Source organism: Amycolatopsis rubida, assembly GCF_900115345.1.
GTDB lineage: Bacteria > Actinomycetota > Actinomycetes > Mycobacteriales > Pseudonocardiaceae > Amycolatopsis > Amycolatopsis rubida.
Genome location: NZ_FOWC01000005.1, coordinates 410,200 through 432,652 on the forward strand (window position 1 = coordinate 410,200; position 22,453 = coordinate 432,652).

At 70.5% G+C, this 22,453-nt stretch carries 20 protein-coding genes and 1 pseudogene; 10 read left to right on the top strand and 11 right to left on the bottom strand.

Features of this window, described 5'->3' with window-relative positions; all coding sequences use genetic code 11:
- Nucleotides 1-43: 43 nt before the first annotated feature.
- Nucleotides 44-817 (bottom strand): annotated as a pseudogene (locus BM362_RS22380) (LysR family transcriptional regulator); the annotation flags it as partial.
- A 55-nt stretch (nt 818-872) separates the two neighbouring features.
- Nucleotides 873-1,499, bottom strand: coding sequence for a cupin domain-containing protein (locus BM362_RS22385; protein ID WP_093574397.1), 627 nt, complete (start codon nt 1,497-1,499; stop codon nt 873-875).
- A 176-nt stretch (nt 1,500-1,675) separates the two neighbouring features.
- Here BM362_RS22385 and BM362_RS22390 point away from each other — a divergent pair, with 176 nt between their 5' ends.
- The gene (locus tag BM362_RS22390; RefSeq protein ID WP_093574398.1) at nt 1,676-2,302 is read left to right on the top strand and encodes a hypothetical protein; all 627 of its coding nucleotides are present in this window, start codon (nt 1,676-1,678) and stop codon (nt 2,300-2,302) included.
- A 483-nt stretch (nt 2,303-2,785) separates the two neighbouring features.
- Here BM362_RS22390 and dxs read toward each other — a convergent pair whose 3' ends face one another.
- The gene (gene dxs / locus BM362_RS22395; RefSeq protein WP_093574399.1) at nt 2,786-4,702 is read right to left on the bottom strand and encodes a 1-deoxy-D-xylulose-5-phosphate synthase; all 1,917 of its coding nucleotides are present in this window, start codon (nt 4,700-4,702) and stop codon (nt 2,786-2,788) included.
- A 208-nt stretch (nt 4,703-4,910) separates the two neighbouring features.
- Between dxs and BM362_RS22400 the strand changes: the two genes are divergently transcribed.
- Genes BM362_RS22400 through BM362_RS22410 form a run of 3 tightly spaced genes read left to right on the top strand, consistent with a single transcriptional unit; the run spans nt 4,911 to nt 9,496 of the window.
- Complete coding sequence (locus tag BM362_RS22400; protein WP_093574400.1) at nt 4,911-6,380, top strand: aldehyde dehydrogenase family protein; 1,470 nt, start codon at nt 4,911-4,913, stop codon at nt 6,378-6,380.
- Between the two features lie 39 nt (nt 6,381-6,419).
- On the top strand, nt 6,420-7,946 hold the full coding sequence (locus BM362_RS22405; protein WP_093574401.1) for an APC family permease: 1,527 nt from the start codon (nt 6,420-6,422) through the stop codon (nt 7,944-7,946).
- The gene (locus BM362_RS22410) at nt 7,943-9,496 is read left to right on the top strand and encodes a GMC family oxidoreductase (RefSeq protein ID WP_067579449.1); all 1,554 of its coding nucleotides are present in this window, start codon (nt 7,943-7,945) and stop codon (nt 9,494-9,496) included. Before BM362_RS22405 ends, BM362_RS22410 begins: the two co-directional genes overlap by 4 nt.
- 776 nt (nt 9,497-10,272) lie before the next feature.
- Here the strand turns inward: BM362_RS22410 and BM362_RS22420 are convergent.
- Nucleotides 10,273-11,463: a class I SAM-dependent RNA methyltransferase gene (locus tag BM362_RS22420; protein WP_067579451.1), complete on the bottom strand. Its 1,191-nt coding sequence runs from the start codon at nt 11,461-11,463 to the stop codon at nt 10,273-10,275.
- Entirely contained in the window at nt 11,460-13,517 is a 2,058-nt protein-coding gene (locus tag BM362_RS22425; protein ID WP_067579454.1) for an APC family permease, read from the bottom strand. The genes BM362_RS22420 and BM362_RS22425 overlap by 4 nt, the downstream gene beginning before the upstream one ends.
- Before the next feature lie 150 nt (nt 13,518-13,667).
- On the opposite strand from BM362_RS22425, the gene BM362_RS22430 reads away from it, so the two are divergent.
- The gene (locus BM362_RS22430) at nt 13,668-14,333 is read left to right on the top strand and encodes a potassium channel family protein (protein ID WP_067579456.1); all 666 of its coding nucleotides are present in this window, start codon (nt 13,668-13,670) and stop codon (nt 14,331-14,333) included.
- On the top strand, nt 14,333-14,989 hold the full coding sequence (locus BM362_RS22435; RefSeq protein WP_067579459.1) for a potassium channel family protein: 657 nt from the start codon (nt 14,333-14,335) through the stop codon (nt 14,987-14,989). Before BM362_RS22430 ends, BM362_RS22435 begins: the two co-directional genes overlap by 1 nt.
- Before the next feature lie 54 nt (nt 14,990-15,043).
- Here the strand turns inward: BM362_RS22435 and BM362_RS22440 are convergent, their stop codons facing one another.
- Together BM362_RS22440 and BM362_RS22445 are read right to left on the bottom strand one after the other, a co-directional pair.
- Entirely contained in the window at nt 15,044-15,790 is a 747-nt protein-coding gene (locus BM362_RS22440) for a DUF3159 domain-containing protein (RefSeq protein WP_067579461.1), read from the bottom strand.
- Between the two features lie 9 nt (nt 15,791-15,799).
- The gene (locus tag BM362_RS22445; protein ID WP_067579463.1) at nt 15,800-16,180 is read right to left on the bottom strand and encodes an OB-fold nucleic acid binding domain-containing protein; all 381 of its coding nucleotides are present in this window, start codon (nt 16,178-16,180) and stop codon (nt 15,800-15,802) included.
- A 104-nt stretch (nt 16,181-16,284) separates the two neighbouring features.
- On the opposite strand from BM362_RS22445, the gene BM362_RS22450 reads away from it, so the two are divergent.
- Nucleotides 16,285-16,992 carry an alpha/beta fold hydrolase gene (locus tag BM362_RS22450; protein ID WP_093574402.1) on the top strand — a complete coding sequence of 236 codons (708 nt, stop codon included), beginning with the start codon at nt 16,285-16,287 and terminating at the stop codon, nt 16,990-16,992.
- Nucleotides 16,993-17,055: 63 nt separating this feature from the next.
- Here BM362_RS22450 and BM362_RS22455 read toward each other — a convergent pair whose 3' ends face one another.
- On the bottom strand, nt 17,056-17,721 hold the full coding sequence (locus BM362_RS22455; protein WP_067579465.1) for a DUF3710 domain-containing protein: 666 nt from the start codon (nt 17,719-17,721) through the stop codon (nt 17,056-17,058).
- Complete coding sequence (dut, locus tag BM362_RS22460; RefSeq protein ID WP_043838363.1) at nt 17,721-18,224, bottom strand: dUTP diphosphatase; 504 nt, start codon at nt 18,222-18,224, stop codon at nt 17,721-17,723. Before dut ends, BM362_RS22455 begins: the two co-directional genes overlap by 1 nt.
- A 24-nt stretch (nt 18,225-18,248) precedes the next feature.
- Between dut and BM362_RS22465 the strand changes: the two genes are divergently transcribed.
- Complete coding sequence (locus tag BM362_RS22465; protein ID WP_093574403.1) at nt 18,249-18,731, top strand: DUF3093 domain-containing protein; 483 nt, start codon at nt 18,249-18,251, stop codon at nt 18,729-18,731.
- A gap of 409 nt (nt 18,732-19,140) precedes the next feature.
- Here the strand turns inward: BM362_RS22465 and BM362_RS22470 are convergent, their stop codons facing one another.
- A complete protein-coding gene (locus BM362_RS22470; protein ID WP_013224476.1) occupies nt 19,141-19,449 on the bottom strand; it encodes a DUF4193 domain-containing protein in 309 nt (102 codons plus the stop codon).
- Between the two features lie 509 nt (nt 19,450-19,958).
- Here BM362_RS22470 and cei point away from each other — a divergent pair.
- Nucleotides 19,959-20,642, top strand: coding sequence for an envelope integrity protein Cei (cei, locus tag BM362_RS22475; protein WP_067579469.1), 684 nt, complete (start codon nt 19,959-19,961; stop codon nt 20,640-20,642).
- A gap of 37 nt (nt 20,643-20,679) precedes the next feature.
- Here cei and BM362_RS22480 read toward each other — a convergent pair whose 3' ends face one another.
- Nucleotides 20,680-21,507 (bottom strand): inositol monophosphatase family protein, encoded by an 828-nt coding sequence (locus tag BM362_RS22480; RefSeq protein ID WP_093574404.1) that lies wholly within the window; start codon nt 21,505-21,507, stop codon nt 20,680-20,682.
- Nucleotides 21,508-21,571: 64 nt separating this feature from the next.
- Between BM362_RS22480 and ppgK the strand changes: the two genes are divergently transcribed.
- A complete protein-coding gene (ppgK, locus tag BM362_RS22485; RefSeq protein WP_093574405.1) occupies nt 21,572-22,333 on the top strand; it encodes a polyphosphate--glucose phosphotransferase in 762 nt (253 codons plus the stop codon).
- Nucleotides 22,334-22,453: the final 120 nt, after the last annotated feature.

Sequence of the window (22,453 nt, forward strand, 5' to 3'; positions counted from 1 at the left end):
TCCACTGAGCCGACAGGATCGTCTCCGCCAGCGCCGCCGCCGAACCCCGCGCCGTTCCCCGGTGGCTCAGCACGAACGTCACCGATCCCGGATCGGGCAGCCCCGCGATCGGGGCCAGCCCGTCCGGCACCACGGATTCCGCGAACAGGCCGATGCCGAGCCCGGCTTCGAGCGCGACCCGCAGGCCGTTGAGCCGTTCGCTGACGCAGCCGATCCGCCACTGGACACCGTTGCGACGCAACGCGGTCAGCGCGCGGGCCCGGGTGACGCTCGGTTCCGGGTAAAGCACCAGCGGCACCGGCTCGCCCGGGACCAGCTCCAGCCCCGGCGCGCCCACCCACACGAGCGGGTCGCGCCGCACGCCCTGGCCGGAGTCGCGTTTGGCGAGCACCAGGTCGAGGTCTCCGTCGGCGAGCCGGGAATGCAGCACCTCGCTCAGTTCGACCGACAGTTCGAGGTCGATCCCCGGATGCGTGCCGCGGAAGCGGCCGAGGACGTCCGCGGCGTGGCCGAGCAGGAAGTCCTCGCACACCCCGAACCGGACCCGCCCGCGCGGGCCCGGCCGGGAGAAATAGCGGAGCGCGCGGTCCTGCTGGTCGAGGATGCCGCGGGCGAAACCGGTCATCGTCTCGCCGTCGCCGGTGAGGCGCACGCTGTGCGTGTCGCGCTCGAACAGCACGCAGCTCAGCGCCGTTTCGAGGCGGCGGACGTGCTGGCTCACCGTCGACTGCCCGAGATCCAGCCTGCGGGCGGCTTCGGAGAACCCGCCCGCCTCGGCCACAGCGAGAAAAGTGCGCAGCAGCACCGGATCGATCACTACTCCGGAGTACCACTCTCGGTGCCCGACCGCGCACCAGGTGTGGGCACTGCCACTACCGGCGGCGGGTGATCACCACCGGCTTGAGGTCCTTCGGCACCGCGGCGAACGCGGACACCGGAACCCCGAACGAGGCGGCGAGGATCTCGCGCGGCAGCGAGTTCAGCGTCCCGACGACGCCGATGTCGTCGTTCGGCTCGCCGGTGCTGGTGTTGAACATGACGAGCACGTCCAGCCCCTCGGTACTGCTGGAATTCGCGAAATAGTGAAAGAATCCCTGCGGGGCGAAGACGAGTTCCCCGGCTCCCGCGCTGAAAACCGCATTGTGGTAACTGCCGTCCTCGTGCGTGCCGAGAATGCTCCAGTCCGCCTTGCCGGAAATGATGTAGTTCAACTCCCACGCGGACGGGTGCCAATGCGGTTCGCGCACCCCGCCGGGGTCGAGGTGCACCAAGTACACCGAACCCTGCTGACCGGCCAGTACCGGGAAGTTCTTCTCGTGGGCCCCGCGCAGCGTCCCGCCGTCGTGGACGGCGGGCGCGGATGCGGCGAGCGGGAAAACGTAGGTCGGGTTCGCTGGTTCACCGGTGCTCGCCCGCGCGGTTCCGGTCGCCCCGAGCGCGGTCGCCGCAGCGATTCCGGCACCCGCCCCGAGCGCACCACGCCTGCTGATTTCCGACATTCTTTCCGCCTTTCCCAGAAACTGAGGAACCTGCTGCCACTGATTCTTCCGGGAACGCGGAGAACGGAAAGGGCCCAGCGCGGATCACTGCTATCGCGCGCAACGATGACCGAACGCGGTACGCGCGCGGGACTGTTGTGGGACGATCCCGGAAACCCCGGCCCTGGAGGCGATCGGTGACGTTCGCAGTCGGCATCTTCGACTTGTTCAGCTTCGCCGTGCCCGGAGCGGTCCAGCTGTCGCTGCTGGTCTACGTACTCGACCGCTTGGGCGTGCTGCACGTCGCCGCGCTGACGTCCGCACCGGGCGCACTGCTGGTCGCCGGTGCCGTCGTGGCCAGCTATCTGCTGGGGCACCTCTTCCACCCGCTGGCCGCTCAACTGGAGCGGCTCCGCCCCCGGCGGGACGCGGAGGAAGCCCGGCAGGAGTTCGTCGCCGCGGTCCCGCAGGCGCGCGACCGCGCTTACGTCCAGGCCAACCCGGTGCTGCTCGTCGCTGCGGCGGAACTGCACGACAAGGACGCTGCGGGAGAAATCGTCCGGATGCGCGCGCAATCGGTGATGCTGCGCAACATCGCCTTCGCGTTCACGCTGGCCGCGGTCGTGGCGCTCGTCCAGACCGCGACGGGGCCGCATCGGGTGGTTGCCGCCGTGGCCGCCGCGCTTTCGCTGCTCGGCGGGGTCGGAGCGCTGGGCAGCGGCCGGAAGGTCTGGCACATGGCGCGGATAAAGACGTTGGAGATTTGCTACTGGATCCCGGACATCGACCAGACCTTCGCCGCTGACGCCCCGGCGGAGGGTTAGCGGTACCCCGGGCGGACTGCCTCCAGACGCCGGACTTGGCGAAATGGCGGGCTCCGTTTCGGGAACCCGCCACGCAAACGCTCAGGCACGTGGCTTCTCTCCGCAGTCTGCTCCTCGCCGGAGCCCGGCGGAACCGAGGCCCGCTCCGCTCAGGCGCACGGCTTCTCCCCGCGATCTGCTCCATGCCGAAGCTCAGCCGAACCGAGGCCCGAGCCGCTCAGGCGCAAAGCTTCATCCCCGGCCGCTCAGGCGCACGGCTTCATCTCCCAGCCATTGCCGCTCAGGTCCGCGGCTTCTCCCCCGCGATCTGCTCCGCCTCGAAGGCCAGCCGAACAGAAGCCCACTCCCGCTCAGGCGCACGGCTTCATCGCCCAGCCATTGCCGCTCAGGCGCGCGGCTTCTCCCCCGCGATCTCCTCCGCCTCGAAGGCCAGCCGAACAGAAGCCCACTCCCGCTCAGGCGCACGGCTTCATCCCCGGCCGCTCAGGCGCGCGGCTTCTCCCCCGCGGTCTCCTCCACATCGGCGCCCAGCCGTCCCGAAGCCCACTCCGTGATCCGCCGCGCCACGTCCTGGGCGGTCAGGCCGATCCGGTCCAGCACCTCGGCGCGGGTTCCGTGGTCGTGGAACGCCTGCGGCACTGCGAGGTCGCGCAGCGGGACATCGCACTCGGCGTCCCGCAGCACCGCCGCCAATGCCGAGCCGAAGCCGCCGTGGCGGCCGCTGTCCTCGACCGTCACCACGAGTTTGTGCTGCTCCGCCAGTGCGACCAGCTCCGCGGGCACCGGCACCACCCAGCGCGGGTCGGCGACCGTCACGCCGATGCCCTGGTCGGCCAAGCGGTCCGCGGCCGACAGTGCCAGCTGCGCGAACGGACCCACCGCGACCAGCAGCACGTCCGTCGAACCCGAGGGCCGGCGCAGCAGGTCGACTGTGCCGATGCGTTCCACCGCGGGCACGTCCGGGCCGACGCTGCCCTTCGAGAAGCGCAGCGCGGTCGGGCCGTCCTGTACCGCGACCGCTTCGCGCAGTTCCTCGCGCAGCGTTCCCGGGTCGCGCGGCGCGGCCACCCGCATGCCCGGCACCATGCCCAGCAGCGAAAGGTCCCACATGCCGTGGTGGCTCGGGCCGTCCGGGCCGGTGATGCCCGCGCGGTCCAGCACGAACGTGACCGGCTGGCGGTGCAGCGCGACATCCATCAGGACCTGGTCGAACGCCCGGTTCAGGAAGGTCGAGTACAGCGCGACGACCGGGTGGCAGCCGCCCATCGCGAGGCCCGCCGCGGACGTCACCGCGTGCTGTTCGGCGATGCCGACGTCGAACCAGCGGTCCGGGAACCGCTCGGAGAACTTCTCCAGCCCGGTCGAGCGCAGCATCGCGGCGGTGATCGCCACGACGTCCTCGCGCTCCTCGCCGATCTTCGCCAGCTCGTCGCCGAACACTCCGGTCCAGCTGGGGCCCTTCACCGGCGGCAGGCCGGTCTCCGGATCGATCGGGTCGGTCTGGTGCATCTGGTCGGCCTGGTGGTTCACCGCGGGCGCGTAGCCGTGGCCCTTCTCGGTGACCACGTGCACGATCACGGAACCGCCGAACGCCCGCGCGCTCTGGAACGCCTTCTCCAGCGCGACCAGGTCGTGGCCGTCGACCGGGCCGAGGTACTTCAGGCCGAGGTCGGAGAACATCACCTGCGGGCTCAGCGCGTCCTTGATGCCCGCCTTGGCCGCGTGCAACGCGGCGTAGATCGGCTTGCCCACCACCGGGGTGCTGCGCAGCAGCTCGCGCCCGCCGTCCAGCAGCCGCTCGTAGCCCGGCTGCAGCCGCAGCGACGCCAGGTGGTCGGCCATCCCGCCGATGGTCGGCGAGTACGACCGGCCGTTGTCGTTGACCACGATCACGACCGGGCGGTCCTTGCGCCCGGCGATGTTGTTGAGCGCCTCCCAGCACATGCCGCCGGTGAGCGCGCCGTCGCCGACCACCGCGATCGCGTGCCTGCGCGGGCCGCCGGACAGCTCGAACGCCTTCGCCATTCCGTCCACATAGGACAGCGCGGTGGACGCGTGGCTGTTCTCCACCAGGTCGTGCTCGCTCTCGCCGCGGCACGGGTACCCGGCAGGCCCGCCCTGCTGGCGAAGCTTGCCGAAGCCGTCGTGCCGCCCGGTGACGATCTTGTGCACGTACGCCTGGTGCCCGACGTCCCACACGATCGCGTCGCGCGGCGAATCGAACACGCGGTGCAGCGCCAGCGTCAGCTCGACGACGCCGAGGTTGGGACCGAGGTGCCCGCCGCTGCGGCGGACCTTGTCCACGAGGAAGTCCCTGATCTCGGCCGCCAGCTCCCCGAGGTCCTCGACGCTCATGCGCTTCAGGTCCGCCGGTCCGTGCACCGAGTCCAGCATGGTCACCGCTCCACCCCGTCCGTTTCTTCCGCCGCCGGTTCCGGCCAGTCTACGGACGGCCGCCACCTCGGTCCGGCCGCCCGCGTCCCGGATCACAGCTGCGGCCGGAACGCAACTCCACGAGCGGGGAAGATCACCAGCCCGGCCGGTCAAGTCGCGGTCACCCCGCGTGGCCGTGATAATCCCGGACGGACCCCGAGCTCGAGAGGACCCCATGGCGGACTTGTACATCGGCGGCGAATGGGTGGACGCGCGCGCAGGCGGGCGACGCGAGATCCGGTGTCCCGCGGACGGCAGCCTGGTCGCCGAGGTCGCCGAAGCGACCTCGGAAGACACCGAGGCCGCCATCGCCGCGGCGCGCCGGGCATTCGACACCGGCCCGTGGCCCGGCACCCCGGCCGGCGAACGCGGCAACCTGCTGCTGCGCGCGGCCGACCTGCTCGACCGCGACGCCGAGGAGTTCGCCCGCGCCGAATCGCTGGACACCGGCAAACGCCTGGTCGAAAGCCGTTACGACATGAGCGACATCGCGGCTTGCCTGCGCTACTTCGGCAAGCTCGCGGGCAACGACGCGGGCCGGGTCGTGGACACCGGCAGCGCGGATTCGTTCAGCCGGATCTTGCACGAACCGGTCGGCGTGTGCGGGCTCATCACCCCGTGGAACTACCCGCTGTTGCAGACGGTGTGGAAGATCGCCCCGGCGCTGGCCGCGGGCAACACCTTCGTGCTCAAGCCGAGCGAGCTGACGCCGCACACCTCGATCCTGTTCATGCGGCTGCTCGCCGAGGCCGGACTGCCCGGCGGGGTGGCGAACCTCGTGCTCGGCGCGGGTCCGTCCGCCGGTGCGCCGCTGTCGGAGCACCCGGACGTCGACCTCGTGTCGTTCACCGGCGGGCTGGCCACCGGACGGGTGATCGCGGCGAACGCGGCGGCGACGGTGAAGAAGGTCGCGCTCGAACTCGGCGGGAAGAACCCGAACGTCGTGTTCGCCGACGCGGACTTCGAGACAGCTGTCGACTACGCGCTCACCGCGGTGTTCCTGCACTCCGGGCAGGTTTGCTCGGCCGGTGCCCGGCTGATCATCCAGCGGGAATGGCACGACGAGTTCGTCGACGAGCTGGTGCGCCGCGCGGAGCGGATCCGCCTCGGCGGGCCGTTCGACGAGAACGCCGAGACCGGCCCGCTCATCTCCGCCGCGCACCGCGAGAAGGTGGAGCGCTACGTCGCCACCGCCATCGAAGAGGGCGCAGTGCTGCGGACCGGCGGCAAGCGTCCGGACGACCCGGCGCTGCAGGACGGCTTCTACTACCTGCCGACGATTCTCGACAACGTCCAGCAGGGCAGCACCGCGGTGGTCGAGGAGTCCTTCGGCCCGGTCCTGACCGTGGAGACGTTCACCGACGAGGACGACGCGGTCCGCATCGCCAACGACACCCACTACGGCCTGGCCGGCGGCGTGTTCACCCAGGACGCCGCCCGCGCCCAGCGCGTCGCGAACCGGCTCCGGCACGGGACGGTGTGGATCAACGACTACCACCCGTACCTGCCGCAGGCCGAATGGGGCGGCTACAAGCAGTCCGGTTTCGGCCGCGAGCTCGGCCCGGCCGGGCTGGCGGAATACACCGAGGTCAAGCACATCCACCAGAACCTGAAGCCCGGTCCCCAGCACTGGTTCTCCGGCTGATCCCCCTCCCCCACCCCCCACCGAAAGGATCTCCTGCCCTTGAGCGACACCGGCGATCGCGAACTCGGCGAATTCGGCTACACCAACCAGCTCAAGAGAACGCTCGGCAGTTTCCACACCTTCGCTGCCGGCATCAGCTACATCTCGGTGCTCACCGGGGTGTTCCAGCTGTCCTACCTCGGCCTGTCCGAGGGCGGCCCGGCGTACTGGTGGTCCTGGCCCGCGGTGTTCGCCGGGCAGCTGATGGTGGCTCTCTGCTTCGCCGAGCTGGCCGCGCAGTACCCGGTCGCCGGATCGGTCTACAACTGGGCGAAGAAGCTCAGCAACCCGCACATCGCGTGGATGGCCGGCTGGATGATGCTGCTGGCCTCGATCGTCTCGATCTCCGCGACCGCGCTCGCCTACCAGCGGACACTGCCGCAGATCACGTCGTTCTTCCAGTTCATCGGCGACGGCACGGGCACCAGCGACGCGGCCAACGGCGTCCTGCTGGCCACCGTGCTGATCGTGTTCACCACGCTGGTGAACGCGTTCGGCGTGAAGCTGATGGCGCGGATCAACAGCGCGGGCGTGTTCGTCGAGTTGCTGTTCGCGGTGCTGCTGGTCGTGTTCCTCGCCTTCCATTTCGTGCGCGGCCCGTCGGTGGTGACCCAGACGAACGGCACCGAGGCCGGGCATTCGTCGGGTTACCTCGGCGCCTTCCTGATCGCCGGGATCGCCTCCTCGTATGTGATGTACGGCTTCGACACCGCGGCCTCGCTCGGCGAGGAATCGCTGAACCCGCACCGCAACGCGCCGAAGGCGATCCTGCGCGCGCTGGTCGCCTCCTTCGTGCTGGGCGGACTGATCATCCTGTTCGCGCTCATGGCGGTCGGCAACATCACCGCGCCGGAACTCGGCACGGTCGGCCTGCAGTACGTGCTCACCGACGCGCTCGGCCCGGCGATCGGACGCGTGTTCCTGTTCGTCGTGTTCATCGCGATCACCGTCTGCGTGCTGGCGGTGCACACCGCGGCGATCCGGATCGCGTTCGCGATGGCCCGGGACAACGCGCTGCCCGGCGGCCGGAAACTGGCACGGGTCAACAAGACCACCGGAACGCCGGTGCTGCCCGCGATCGTGATCGGCGTGCTCGCGGTCGCGCTGCTGGTGCTGAACATCAACTCCACGCAGATCTTCTCGGCCGTGACCAGCCTCGCGATCATCCTGATCTACCTGTCCTACCTCCTCGTGACTGTGCCGATGCTGATCCGCAGGCTGCGCGGGCGCTGGCCGCGCGAGGGCACCCCGGCCGGCCGGTTCTCCCTCGGCCGCTGGGGCCTCCCGGTGAACGTGCTCGCGATCCTGTGGGGCGGCGCGATGACGGTCAACCTGGCCTGGCCCCGCACCGAGATCTACAACGCTTCCCCGCCCTTCCACTGGTATCTGAAGTGGATTTCGGTGCTGTTCGTCGGCGTCTTCGCGGCCGGCGGCTTCGCCTATTACTGGTTCGTGCAACGGCACAAGGTCGGGGTGCTGGCGGACCACGCCGCCGCCCCCGCGCCCGACGAGGAGGTTTCCCGGTGAGCGCAAGCGAGTTCGACTACGTGGTGGTCGGCGGCGGAACGGCCGGATCGGTGGTGGCCGCCCGGCTGTCGGAGGATCCGGGCGTGACCGTCTGCCTCCTCGAGGCCGGGCCGTCCGACACCGACGTGCCGGAGGTGCTGGAGCTGACCCGCTGGATGGGCCTGCTGGAATCCGGGTACGACTGGGACTACCTGGTGGAACCGCAGGAGGCGGGCAACTCCTACCTGCGCCAGGCCCGCGCGAAGGTGCTCGGCGGCTGCTCGTCGCACAACTCGTGCATCGCCTTCTGGGCCCCGGCCGAGGACCTCGACGAATGGGCCTCGACGGGTCTGCCCGGCTGGTCGGCCGCGGACGTCTTCCCGCTGTACAAGAGGCTGGAGACCAACGACGGCCCCGGCGACCACCACGGCCGCTCCGGCCCGGTCACCATCCGGTCGGTCCCGCCGCACGACCCGGCGGGCGCGGCGCTGCTGTCCGCGTGCGACCAGGCGGGCATCCCGACGACGGAGTTCAACTCCGGCGAGACCGTCACCCACGGCGCGAACTGGTTCCAGATCAACGCCCGCGAGGACGGCACCCGGTCTTCGGCGTCGGTGTCCTATCTGCACCCGATCATGGGCAAGCGGCCGAACCTGGAAATCCGCACCGGCGCCCGCGCGAAGCGGCTGCTGTTCGACGGCCGCCGCTGCACCGGCGTCGAGGTGCTGGACGCGGATCTCATCCACCACAGCACGATCTCCGCGCGCCGCGAGGTCGTGGTCAGCTCCGGCGCGATCGACACGCCGAAACTGCTGATGCTGTCCGGCATCGGGCCCGCCGGGCACCTGCGCGAGGTCGGCGTCGAGGTGCTCGTGGACTCGCCGGGCGTCGGCTCGAACCTCGAGGACCACCCCGAGGGCCTGGTGATGTGGGACGCCCTGCAGCCGATGGTCACCGAATCCACGCAGTGGTGGGAAATCGGCATCTTCACCATGACCGAGGAGGGCCTGGACCGGCCGGACCTGATGTTCCACTACGGTTCGGTGCCCTTCGACATGAACACCGTCCGGCACGGCTACCCGACGACGGAGAACGGATTCTGCCTCACGCCCAACGTGACGCGCAGCCGATCGCGGGGCACCGTGCGGCTGCGCACGCGCGACTTCCGCGACAAGCCCCGCGTCGACCCGCGGTACTTCACCGACGAGTACGACATGCGCGTGATGACCTACGGCGTGAAGCTCGCCCGCGAGATCGCCGCCCAGCCCGCCCTCGACGAATGGGCGGGCGTGGAACTCGCGCCGGGCCGCGACTGCAAAACCGACGACGAGATCGCCGACTACCTGCGCAAAACGCACAACACCGTGTACCACCCGGCGTGCACGGCCCGGATGGGCGCGGACGGCGACCCCGAGGCGGTGCTGGACGAGCGGCTGCGCGTCCGCGGCGTCGAGGGCCTGCGGGTGGCCGACGCTTCGGTGATGCCGTTCCTCGTCACGGTGAACCCGTGCATCACGACGATGGCGATCGGCGAGAAGTGCGCGGACCTGCTCAAGGAGGACCGGGGCTGAGCGTGCGGCGGGTGGTGGTGTCCGATCGGGCACCACCACCCGCTCGTCCTGAGCTGCCAGACTGGTTCGACGGCCAGTCGCCAAAGCACGCGCCGCTGCCAGCATTTCGCGCAGAATCATGTCCACTCCTCACCTCGTCATCCGGCCACTGCCGGAGTGCACCTTCTCCGATGCACATCAGGTCAGTCGCCAGCGAGAGCGCCAAGGTTCTCCAATAACCGGATCGTTACCAACGGTCACCTTCGCGAGGCATCGAACGCACTGCGGATTCCATTGCACAGCAACGTAATCGGGGCAGGCAGCTGCCGAAAGCCGATTCAGCTCCCCGTCCGCATCTGGTCCGGCGAGGGAGAACGGACTGGGCGAAAACCACGGCCCGGCAACGCAGACTTCCTTGCGTGGCGGCAATCGGGCGCTCGCGTGCGCCGGGGCGCTCGCCGCGGCGGGCGGCGGGCTTGCCCTGCCGAGCGCGCACTACCTTCCGCCGCAGCTGCCGCCGGGCACCGCGGAACCCGACCTGGATCTCGGACTTCGGCTGGCCCGCGCCGGAGCGTTCGCGCTGGCGTTCCTCACCCTCCGCCGATGCCAAGGCGAGCCGATGGCCTTCACCATTCCGACCGGCATCGCGGCAGCGGGAATCCCCCTGCGCTACCTCGTGATCACGCTCCCCGACGCGTACCGGCTCGCCCCCGTCCGCCGAGGTCCAGCCCGCGATGAGGGGGTGGGTGCTGCTTGGTTTCAGCCGCGGCGGCAAATGTCCAACGGGCGCGACAAAGTCACTGCAGCAGCGCGACGCACTCCACGTGATGCGTCATCGGGAACGCGTCGAACGCCCGCAGGTCCGTCAGCGAATACCCGTGCTCGGAAAAGAACTGCACATCCCGCGCCAACGCCGCCGGATCGCAAGCCACGTAGACGATCCGGTCCGGCTCGCCCTCGGCGATCGCGTTGACGACCGCTCGGCCGGCACCCTTGCGCGGCGGGTCGAGCACCACGACGTCGACCGGCGTCGGAGCGTCCCCGATGAGGTGTTCCACGCGTCCGGAACGCCAGCTGACCTGCGGCAGGTCGGCGAGGTTGCGCTCGCCGTCGGAGACCGCGCGCCGGCCGGATTCGATGGCCAGCACCTGGCCGTCCGGGCCGACCTGTTCGGCGAGCACCGAGGCGAACAGCCCGACCCCGGCGTACAGGTCCCAGGCCACCCCGCCGCTCGGCGAGTCCGCCCACTCCCGCACGAGTTCCGCCAGCGTGTCCGCCGCGCGCGGGTGGACCTGCCAGAAGCCGTGCGCGTCAAGCCGCCAGTCGCGCCCGGCCGCGTGCTGGACCGCCATGCCGCCGGACAGCTGCTTGCCCTGGGTCCGCCCGCGCACCGTGGCGAGTTCGCGCAGGTGGAGATGGTTCTCGCCGTCACTGGTGACTTCCAGTTCGGTGCCCGGCCGCCAGCGTTTGCTCAATGCGGTGTCAAGCGAACCCGGCACGGCGATCGGGCAGTCGTCGATCGGGATGACGCGGTGGCTGTGGTGCGCCCGCAACCCGGCTTGGCCGTCCCGTCCGGCGACGAGCCGCACCCGGCTGCGCCAGCCGAGCGGGCCGCCTTCGAGCGGTTCCACGACCACGTCGCGGGTGATCCCGGCGAGCCGCTGCAGCTGTTCGGCCACCACCGCGGCCTTCAGTTCCCGCTGATAGGCCGGCTCGGCGTGCTGCCAGTCGCAGCCTCCGCAACCGCCGGGGGCGGCGAGCGGGCACGGCGGCGTCACCCGGTGCTCGGACCCGCCGAGCACCTCGATCGCGTCGGCGCGGCAGAACGAGCCGCCTTTGTCCTCGGTCACTTCCGCCCGCACGCGTTCGCCGGGCAGCGCGTGCCGCACGAACAGCACTCGTCCGTCCACACGCGACACACAGTGCCCGCCGTGCGCGACTGGGCCGACTTCCAGTTCCAGGATCCGGCCTAGCCAGCTCTCGGTCATTCTGATGATTCCTTAGTCGCAGGGGCTGGCTTCGGGGCATCGGCGGGGCGAGGCAGCGCAGGTCCAGTGGGGGTGAAGCCGCGCCGGACGTCACCGGCGGACGGGCGGGCCTTGCGCAGCCGCGCGACCGCCTTCTGCGACGACTCCAGCTGCCACGGCACGCTCGCCACGACCACACCGGGTTGGAACAGCAGCCTTCCCTTGAGCCGCAACGCACTCTGGTTGTGCAGCACCTGCTCCCACCAGTGCCCCACGACGTACTCCGGAATGAACACCGTGACGACGTCGCGCGGGTTGGCGCCGCGGACCCGCTTCACGTAATCCAGCACCGGTTTCGTGATTTCCCGGTACGGCGATTCGACGACCTTCAACGGCACCTTGAACTTGTGCGCTTCCCATTCCTGGGTGAGCGCCCGGGTGTCGGCGTCGTCCACGTTGACCGTGACCGCTTCGAGCACGTCCGGGCGCATCGCCTTGGCGTAGGCCAGCGCGCGCAGTGCCGGCCGGTGCAGCTTGGACACCAGCACGATCGCGTGGTTGCGCGAGGGCAGCACGGTCGGCGCGTCGCCCATGTCCTTGAGTTCCTCCGACACCCGGTCGTAGTGCTTCCGGATCGCGGTCATCAGCGCGAAGATCGCCACCATCGCGGCGATCGCGATCCACGCGCCGAGCAGGAACTTGGTGATCAGCACGATCACCAGCACGGTGCCGGTCATGGTGAGGCCGATCGCGTTCACCGTCTGCGAACGGCGCATCCGCCGCCGCGCCGCCGCGTCGGTCTCCTTGGCCAGCAACCGGTTCCAGTGCCGGATCATGCCCGCCTGGCTCACCGTGAACGACACGAACACGCCCACGATGTACAGCTGGATCAGCCGGGTGACCTCGGCGTCGAACGCGATGATCAGCACGAGCGCGAAAATCGCGAGGAAAAGAATGCCGTTGGAGAACGCCAGCCGGTCGCCCCGGGTGTGCAGCTGCCGCGGCAGGTAGCGGTCCTGGGCGAGGATCGAGCCGAGCACCGGGAAGCCGTTGAACGCGGTGTTCGCGGCCAGCAGCAGGATGATGCCGGTGGAGAACGAAATGTAGTAGAACGCGGGCGGGAAGTCGGCGAACACCGCGTGCGCGATCTGCGCGACGATCGTCTTCTGCTCGTATCCCGCGGGCGCGCCGGCCAGCTGCCGCGCCGGGTCCTCGGCGAAGTTCACCTTCGTGACGACCGCGAGCGTGATGATCCCGACGAGCATGGTCACCGCGAGCACGCCCATCAGCAGCAGTGTGGTGGCCGCGTTCTTGGACTTCGGCTTGCGGAACGCGGGCACGCCGTTGCTGATCGCCTCGACCCCGGTCAGCGCCGCCGCGCCGGACGAGAACGACCGCAGGACCAGGAACACGAACGCGAAGCCGGCCCAGTTGCCTTCCTCGTGCAGCGTGAATCCGGCGCTCTCGGCGCGCATCTCGGTGCCGGTGAAAGTCCGGAACAGGCCCCAGACGACCATCACCAGAATGCCGATGATGAAACCGTAGGTGGGAATGGCGAACGCTTTGCCCGATTCGCGCACTCCGCGCAGATTGAGGGCGGTCAGCACGGCGACGATCACCACCGCGGCGAGCACTTTGTGGCTGGCCACCCACGGAATCGCCGAGCCGATGTTCGCGACGCCGGACGAAGTGGACACCGCGACGGTCAGCACGTAGTCGACCAGCAGCGCGCTCGCCACCGTCAGGCCGAACTTCCCGCCGAGGTTGGTCGTCGCGACCTCGTAGTCGCCGCCGCCGCTCGGGTACGCGTGCACGTTCTGCCGGTACGACGCCACGACGACGAGCATGACCAGCGCGACCGCGATGCCGATCCAGGGCGCGAAGGCGTACGCGGACAGGCCGGCGACGCTCAGCGTCAGGAAGATCTCCTCCGGCGCGTAGGCCACGCTGGACAGCGCGTCGGAGGCGAAAATGGGCAGCGCGATGCGCTTGGGCAACAAGGTGTGGGCGAGACGGTCGCTGCGGAACGGACGTCCTAGGACCAGCCGCTTCAGCACTGTCGGGAACTTCGACACCTGCAGAATGTACAGCGGAGCGAAGCTCCCCCGCTGAGGGCGGTGGAGGGGAGGACGGTGGAGGTAACCGGGTCGGCGCAAGGTAGGTTCGGCGCTGGTGTCCGAGGGTACCCACGACCGGGTCATCCGCACCCTGCGAGGAGGCTAAGCGTGCACGTGGTGATCATGGGATGCGGCCGCGTCGGCGCGTCTCTGGCCGCGGCGCTGGAGCGGCTCGGCCACGACGTGGCCGTCATCGACAAGAACCAGCAGGCGTTCCGCAGGCTGGGCAGCGACTTCCACGGCCAGCAGGTCGTCGGGGCGGGCTTCGACCGCCGGGTGCTCGTCGAGGCCGGAATCGAGCGCGCGGGCGCTTTCGCGGCCGTGTCGAGCGGCGACAATTCCAACATCATTTCCGCGCGGGTCGCGCGCGAGAACTTCGGCGTCGAGCACGTGGTCGCGCGCATCTACGACCACAAGCGCGCCGCGGTCTACGAACGGCTGGGCATCCCGACCGTCGCGACCGTGCCGTGGACGACCGACCGGTTCCTGCGCACCCTGCTGCCCGACGGCGTCGCTTCCGCGTGGCGCGATCCGTCCGGCAACGTCGCGCTGCTGCAGCTGCCGCTGCACGAGGGCTGGGTCGGCCGCAGCGTGCGCGAACTGCAGGAGACCACCGGCGCGCGCGTGGCGTTCATGATGCGGTTCGGCACGGCGGTGCTGCCGGACGCGAAAACCGTCGTGCAGGCCGACGACGACGTGTGGGTGGCGGCGCGCTCGGGCACCGTCGGAGACGTGACGAGCCTGGCCGCTCGCGCCCCCGAGGAGGAGAACTGATGCGGGTCGCGATCGCGGGCGCGGGAGCCGTCGGGCAGTCCATCGCCGCCGAACTCATCGACGGCAACCACCAGGTGATGCTGATCGAGCGCGACGCCGACGAGTTCGAACCGGAATCCGTTCCGCAGGCCGACTGGGTCCTCGGCGACGCGTGCGAGGTGTCGATCCTGGAGGAGTCGGGCATCGAACGCTGCGACGTCGTGATCGCGGCGAGCGGCGACGACAAGGCGAACCTGGTGGTGTCGCTGCTGGCGAAGACCGAGTTCGCCGTGCGGCGCGTGGTGGCGCGGGTGAACAACCCGGCCAACGAATGGCTGTTCACCGACGCCTGGGGCGTCGACGTGGCCGTGTCGACCCCGCGGATGCTCGCCGCGATGGTCGAGGAGGCGGTGAGCGTCGGCGATCTGGTGCGGCTCATGACGTTCCGGCAGGGGCAGGCGAACCTGGTGGAACTCACCCTGCCGGAGGAGACGCCGCTCGCGGGCAAGCCGGTGAGCGAACTGGCGCTGCCGCGCGACGCGGCGCTGGTGACCATCCTGCGCGGCGACCGGGTGATCGTGCCGCAGCCGGAGGACCCGCTGGAGGCGGGCGACGAGCTGCTGTTCGTCGCGACCTCGGACGTCGAGCCGGAGATCCGGACGGCGCTGGGCTACTGAGCCGCGGAAAAGGGGCGGGTCCGCGACGGGCCCGCCCCTTTTCCGTGCGCCGGATCAGGTCTCGGGAGTCGGCGCCTGCGCGTACTTCTCCCGCAGGCGCGCCTCCACCTGCGCGTCGGTTTCCGGCTCCGGTTCTTCCTCGGCGAGCGCCTTCAGCCGCTTGTCGGAGCGGCGGACCGCCCACACGACCACCAGCAGCCCGATCGCATACAGCGGGTAGCCCATCGCGATCTTGGCGAACGCGAGCCAGCCGGTCTGGTTTCCGTCGTACAGCCAGCGCTGCACCACGAACCGGGCGGCGAAGATGACGGCCATCGCCAGCGTCGCGACGTCGTAGCCGTAGCGCGACGGCTTGTCCTTGCGCCAGGCGGTGCCGTTGCCGTTGAGCGCGTTCCAGACGACGCCCGCCAGCGGCCAGCGCACCAGCACGGAGATCACGAACACGGCGCAGTACGCGAGGCTCGCCCAGATGCCGAAGAGGAAGAACCCCTTCGCGGACCCGGTGCGGAACGCGATGAACGCCGCGATCGCGACGCCGAAGAACCCCGAGATGGCCGGCTGCAGCGGCTCCTTGCGCACGACGCGCAGGACGGTGATCGCCACCGCGCTGCCGATCGAGCCCCAGATCGCCACGGTGAGCCCGAAGAACGCGTTCAGCAGGACGAAGACGATGACCGGCACCGAGGAGTAGAACAGGCCGGAAACCCCGCCCATCTGCTCCATCAGCGTCGGCTGCCGCTCTTCGTCGTCCCCGTTTCCGGGCACGTCCTTCTGGTCGCGGGGAGCAGCGGGTTCAGTCACGAGAGTTGATCACCCTACCGGGCTCTGGAGTTCGTAATACGGGTTGTAGAGCACCTTCTGCCCGTCCCGTTCGGCCATCCGGCCGCGAACCTTGACAGTACGGCCGGGCTCGATGCCGGGAATCCGGCGCCGACCCAACCAGATTAGCGTCACGCCCTGCGTGCCGTCGAACAGCTCCGCCTGCAGCGAGGCGGGCCCGCCGGTCGGCGACAGCTCGACGCTGCGCAGTCTGCCGAGCACTGTCACCTCTTCGCCGGACCGGCAGTCGCAGGCGCGCTGCGCGCCTTCGGCACCCGACCTCTCGGACATTTCGTCGGCGTCGAGGTCTTCGACGTCGCTGGTCAGCTTGCGAACCAACCGGCTGAAGTAGCCGCCGTCCTTGGCGGACATGGTGTGCTCCTGTGCTCCGGGGCCCCCGACTTCGTCCGGCCCGTGCGTGTTCCAGCGTAGCTGCGGTCCCAGTCAGGGAAACGGGTTTGGGGCAAGATCGCAACGTGACGTCCGCAATCCGTTTCCCGGCCGCTGTCCTCCTGCCCGGTACCGGCTCTGACGAGGTCTTCGTGCGCTCGGTGTTCGGCGGGCCGCTCGCCGCGCTGGGCGTGCCGCTGATCACGCCCGCGCCGGGTGCCGGGGACGGTCTCGCGGAAGGGTTTTTGGCCGAGCTGGACCGTCTCGCCGACCGGCACGGGACGCTGCTGGTGGGCGGGATCTCGTTCGGGGCGCAGCTCGCGGCGGAGTGGGCGGTGGCGAATCCCGGGCTTTGCGGGGGGCTGCTCGCGGCGCTCCCGGCCTGGAACGGGGAATCCGGGCAAGCACCCGCGGCGCTGGCTGCGACGGTTACCGCGGATCTGGTGGCTGCCGCGGGGGTGGACGGGGCGCTGGCACAGGCCGCGGCGGGGAGTCCGGAGTGGCTCGCGGAGGAACTGGGCCGGGCTTGGCGGCGGCACGGGGAGGGGCTGGAGGCCGGGTTGCGGGCGGCGGCGGGGAGAGCCGCGCCGGCGTTGGCGGATTTGCGGGGCGTGGAGGTTCCGGCCGGGGTGGGCGGATGCGCGGATGATCCGGTTCATCCTGCTTCGGTTGCCCGGGAGTGGGCTCGGGCGCTGCCCCGGGGGAGGTACGGGGAGACGTCGCTGGCCGCGGTGGGGCGGGATCGGGAGGCGTTGGGGAGGGCGACTGTTTTGGCGTTTTTGCGGGCGTTGTGAGGATGCGCCGAGGAGGCCCTCACGCAATGGTGTCCGTGAGGGCCGCCTGGAGAGCGAAAGCGGTCAGCCCTGTTGTTCGGCGATGTGCTGGGCGACCGCGTCGGGGAGGGTGATGGGGAGCGGGGTGCGCACCGGCATCGGGGAGTTGCCTCGGTCCACGACGGTGCGGCGCACGATCGCCCGCAGTACTTCGGGGGCTTGCGAGGCAGTGGACTGCGGGCCCGCGATCACGCCGCGCAGCATCCAGCGCGGGCCGTCCACTCCGACGAAGCGCAGGGCTACGTCGCCGACGATCGCGGACAGTTCCATGCCCCACTCTCCTCGGCCGATGTTGACCTTCGCGCCGTCCGCGCGGAGCTGGTCGGCGAGTTCGTTGCTCACCTCGCGCCACAGGCCGCCGGACTTCGGGGCCGCGTAGGCGCTGACGGTGATCTGCCCGGCTTCGGTCACGACGTGCACCGCGCGCACGCCGCCTTCCTCCGGGTCCATTTCGACCTGCACCTGCGAACCGTCGGGCACCGGCACGCGCACCGAGCCCAGGTCGATGCGCGGGATGCCGTCTTCTTCGGCTTCGGCGGCGTCGAACGGGCCGTCGGCGGTCTCCGACAGCTGGTCCTCGGGTTCGAGCGCGTCCTCGGCGCCGTCAGCTTCGGCGTTCTCGCCGCGCTGGGAAGCGACGCCTCCGGTCTCGTCGTCGCCGGACCGGCGCTTGCGTCCGAAAATCCCCACTATCGTTCCGTTCCTTCCCCGGTGCCCGCGCCGGTGTCTCCGGCGCCGGGTGCCAGTGTGGCGTGCCCGCCGGTCGAGCCGTAACCTCCCGCGCCGCGTTCGGTCGTCTCGAGTTCGGCGACCTCGACGAACTCCGCGTGCTCCACCCGCTGGACCACCAGCTGCGCGATCCGGTCGCCGCGCGCCAGCACGATCTTCTCGCGCGGGTCGTGATTGACGAGGCAGACTTTGATCTCGCCGCGATAGCCCGAGTCGATCGTGCCGGGAGTGTTCACCACCGACAATCCGACGCGCGCCGCGAGCCCCGAGCGAGGGTGCACGAACCCGGCGTACCCGGCGGGCAGCGCGATCGCGACCCCGGTGCCGACGACCCCGCGTTCGCCGGGTCCGAGCACGATATCCGAGGTGGTGACGAGATCGGCCCCGGCGTCGCCGGGCCGGGCATAGGCGGGCGGCGGGACTTCGGGGTCGAGCCGCTGGAGGAGGACCTGAACGCTGGACACGGGCGGCGAGACTACCCTTGCCGTGTGGCTGACCGCGTGAACACCGCCGCGACGGGCGTCGTCGCACACTCCGAACGGCTCTACCTGCCGTGGTGGGGCTGGCCCCTGCCGATGGCCGGAGCGATCCTGCTGGGCGTCGAGGTCCACCTGGGCTACCCGTCCATCCCGATGTGGATCCCGCTCGCGATCGCCGTGCCGGTCATGGCCGCCCTCCTGCTCTCCCTCGGCAGGGCGAAAATCAAGGTCACCAGCGGCGACGACCCCGAACTTTGGGTCGGCGACGCCCACCTGCCGCTCCGCTACGTCGGCGAGATCACGGTCGTGGAAGGCGACGCCAAACGCCACGCCCTGGGCCGCGACGGCGACCCCGCCGCCTTCGTCCTGCACCGAGGCTGGGTAGGCCCCGCAGTCCGCATCACCCTGACCGACCCGGCAGACCCCACCCCGTACTGGCTCTTCAGCACCCGCAAACCACAGCGAGTGGTCGAGTTGCTCCGCAACGCCTGACCCGCACGCCTCAGGTTTCGTGAGGGAACCCCCCACCCGCAAACCGCCGCCGCTGCACCCACCATCAAGGCACCCAGCCCCTCCCGCCGCAGCCGATGCACCCACCATCGAGGCACCCAGCCCCTCCCCCGCACCCCGATCCGAAGCCTCCCTGCGGTTCGGGGGTGCTTGTCAAGGCATCTTTCCCGCCTTGACAAGCACCCCCGAACCGTCAGCACACTCAACCTTCGGGGTGCCCCACGCGACCACCCGGGCGCAATGTCGCCCCAGGCGACGAGCCGCCCCCGCCCCCGACACGAGTAAGGGGGCCGGCCACACCGGCCGACCCCCGTGCTTACCCGGTCTTCCCACGACCGCGAAACGCTGTCCCCGTGAATCTCCCCTGGATCTGCCCTGGAAAATCCCCAGGTCAGGCGCAATCGCGGCAGATCAGCCTGCCGCCGTTGTCCTCGGCGAGCCTGCTCCGGTGGTGCACCAGGAAGCACACCGAGCAGGTGAACTCGTCCGCCTGCTTCGGCACGACCTTCACGGTCATGTCTTCCCCGGAGAGCCCGGAAAGGTCCGCGCCGGGAAGTTCGAAGTTCTCCGCGGTCGCGTCCTCGTCGACGTCGACGACGCCGGACTGGTTCTCGTTCCGCCGGGCCTTCAGCTCCTCCAACGAGTCTTCGGCCAGCTCGTCGGCTTCGCTGCGGCGCGGAGCGTCGTAGTCGGTAGCCATGGTGTCCCTCACCCCTGCGATTCAGCGTGTCGTCCTGCACCGGTTCCGGAGGCGCCCGATACCGGTCGTGCCGCTGGTCAACGTTCCAGCGCCCCTGTTTGTGCCCGGCCCGCGAGTGACCCAGGTCTCAGCCTGGCGGGCCTCGTTCTGCGGCCGGAGCCCGGGAAGGGTAGCTCACCGCCGGGCGCGCCTCGCACCGAGTCGGACATTGCCGCTCCAGCGTCACCCGGGAGGGGGAACGCGCAGGTGAGACGCCTGTCCTCCGTTCGGGTTGCCCCGCCGTCGTAAACATCACCTCGCCGCCGAGCCCGCTTGCCCGCGCGGAGCCGTCCGTGGTGCGATCGCCCCGGAGGGGCATTACGCGGAACGGGTGAAGGTGACCCGCGACACCGCGCGCCGCGAACAGCGCCTAGGCTCACCGGCTACCACGCCGGTGCGTACGCTGGCGGTTACCGCGAGGCGCGGCGGGGCGACCGCGGCCGGTTCTGCGAGGGGAAGGGACGGGGCAGGTGGCGTCGGGGAACGGGGCGGGTAACCGTGGTGCGCGGCCTTATCGCAAGCACCGTCCGCTGCCCGCGTTGATCGTGATCGGCGTGCTCGCGCTCGGCGCGGTGTTCGTCTGGGTCAACGCCGTGGTCGGCCGCGGCGACATCGACGAGGCGGTGCGCTGCAGCCCGGAGCCCAAGGCGCCGCCGGGAATCACCTACACGTCAGTCCCGCACAACGGCTTGGACGACCGTTCGCCGATGCCCCCGGACAAGGTCGCGCTGAAGGTGCTCAACGCCAGCAGCACGCGCGGGCAGGGCAGCATCGCCACCAACGCGCTGCGCGAACTCGGCTTCACCGCGATCGGCGATCCCGGCAACGACCCGGCCTACCCGAAGGGCGACGCGCGCTGCCGCGGCCAGATCCGGTACGGCGACAACGGCGCCGCCGCGGCCCGCACGGTCAGCCTGGTGGTCCCCTGCGCGGAGCTGGTCCACGACACCCGCAAGGACGCCAGTGTCGACCTGGCCACCGGCAAGCTCTTCACCGACGTCCAGCCGCGGCCCGAGGCGGTCACGGTCCTCAAGCAGCTCACCGCCTGGTCGCAGGCGCACCAGGGCGGCGGCAGCAGCGAGCAGTCCGCAGGCCCCGGCGCGCCGGTGATCGATCAGACGCTCCTGGCCTCGGCGCGCTCCGTCACCTGCTGACCCCCTCGGGAGTGCTGATCAGCACTCCCGAGCCAGTTCACACCTCCGCCGCGCCTCCCTCGGCCAACGCCGCGCGCAGTTCCGCCGCGATCCCCGGTGACGCCGCGAACGTCGCGTCCTCTCCCAGATCCGCCGCTTCGCCCGGCAGCAGCACCGTCGCGCCCGCCTCCCGCGCGATCAGCGCTCCGGCCGCCCAGTCCCAGCGGTGCAGACCGTGCTCGAAGTACCCGTCCAGCCACCCCGCCGCGACCGCGCACAGGTCCAGCGAAGCCGCGCCCCGGCGGCGGATGTCGCGCACCTGCCCGACCAGATCCGCGGTCAGCCTGCCCTGCCGGACCCGGCGGTCCCGCGCGTAGGAGAACCCCATCCCGACGAGCGCCAGGTCCAGCCGGTCCGCCGCGGACACCGACAGCCGGTCGCCGCCGAGCCACGCACCGCCGCCGCGGACGGCCGTCCAGCGCCGGCCGCTCACCGGCTCCACGACCGCTCCCGCGACCGACACCCCGTCGATCTGCGCCGCGATCGACACCGCGAAGGCCGGCAGCCCGTAGAGGAAGTTGACGGTCCCGTCGATCGGGTCGACCACCCAGGTGACCCCGCCGCCGAGCGCTCCCCCGCCCTCCTCGCCGAGCACCGGTTCCCCGGGCCGGATCCGCTCCAGCCGGGCGCGGACCAGTTCCTCCGACTCCCGGTCCACCGCCGTCACCACGTCGGTCTCCGCCGACTTCGTGTCCACCGCGACCTCGCCGCCGGACCGCATCCGCACCCACGCCGTCCGGACCAGGTGCGCGGCCTCGACCGCGATCTGCTCGGCGGTGTTCTTCAGGTCGTTCGGCATCGCCTCGTCAACTCCCACGCCCGCCATGTCACCACATCCGGTTAAAGTCTCCGCAGCAGACTTCTGAATCGTGCGAGAAGGGACCACGTCAGTGACGGCGACCCGAGGTTTCGGAATCGACATCGGCGGCAGCGGGATCAAAGGCGCGCTGGTCGATTTGGAACAGGGACAGCTCATCGGGGACCGGCACCGGATCGAAACGCCGCAGCCGTCGACGCCGGACGCGGTGGCGGACGTCGTCGCCGAGATCGTCCGGGCGGCGGAGTGGGACGGCCCGGTCGGCGTGACGCTTCCCGCGGTGGTCAAGAGGGGCACCGCGCACACCGCGGCCAACATCGACCACAAGTGGATCGGCACGGACGCCGAGACGCTCTTCGCGAAGCGGCTCGGCAAGAGCGTCGAGGAGGTCACGATGCTCAACGACGCCGACGCCGCGGGCCTCGCCGAAATCCGCTTCGGCGACGCGGCCGCGCGCACCGGCGTGACCGCGCTGCTCACCTTCGGCACCGGCATCGGCAGCGCGCTGTTCCACGACGGCAAGCTCGTGCCCAACACCGAATTCGGCCATCTGGAGGTCGACGGCCACGACGCGGAAAAACGCGCCGCCGCTTCGGTGAAGGACAACGAGGGCCTGTCCTATCCGCAGTGGGCCAAGCGGGTGCACCGGTACCTCTCGGTGCTGGAGAACCTGATCTGGCCGGACCTGTTCATCGTCGGCGGCGGCGTCAGCAAGAAGGCCGAGAAGTGGGTGCCGCTGCTGGACATCCGCACGCCGGTGGCCGTCGCGTCGCTGCAGAACAACGCGGGCATCGTCGGGGCCGCCGCGGCCGCCGCGGAGGGCGCCGGGCACTGAGCGGCCGGTCCGCGCCGGGTCTCGGACCGGTCGCCGCGAGGCGCCGGGAAGGGGGCCGGAGGGTGATCGCTTCGCGACGCAGTGGGCCGGCGTCGTTACAATGGAACACGGCGCAGGAGC

Bases quoted from the DNA above. Each gene is read 5' to 3' on its own strand.
- BM362_RS22385 (WP_093574397.1), bottom strand. From the start codon at position 1,499: ATGTCGGAAATCAGCAGGCGTGGTGCGCTCGGGGCGGGTGCCGGAATC.
- BM362_RS22400 (WP_093574400.1), top strand. From the start codon at position 4,911: ATGGCGGACTTGTACATCGGCGGCGAATGGGTGGACGCGCGCGCAGGC.
- BM362_RS22420 (WP_067579451.1), bottom strand. From the start codon at position 11,463: ATGACCGAGAGCTGGCTAGGCCGGATCCTGGAACTGGAAGTCGGCCCA.
- BM362_RS22435 (WP_067579459.1), top strand. From the start codon at position 14,333: ATGCGGGTCGCGATCGCGGGCGCGGGAGCCGTCGGGCAGTCCATCGCC.
- BM362_RS22445 (WP_067579463.1), bottom strand. From the start codon at position 16,180: ATGTCCGCCAAGGACGGCGGCTACTTCAGCCGGTTGGTTCGCAAGCTG.
- BM362_RS22470 (WP_013224476.1), bottom strand. From the start codon at position 19,449: ATGGCTACCGACTACGACGCTCCGCGCCGCAGCGAAGCCGACGAGCTG.
- BM362_RS22480 (WP_093574404.1), bottom strand. From the start codon at position 21,507: ATGGCGGGCGTGGGAGTTGACGAGGCGATGCCGAACGACCTGAAGAAC.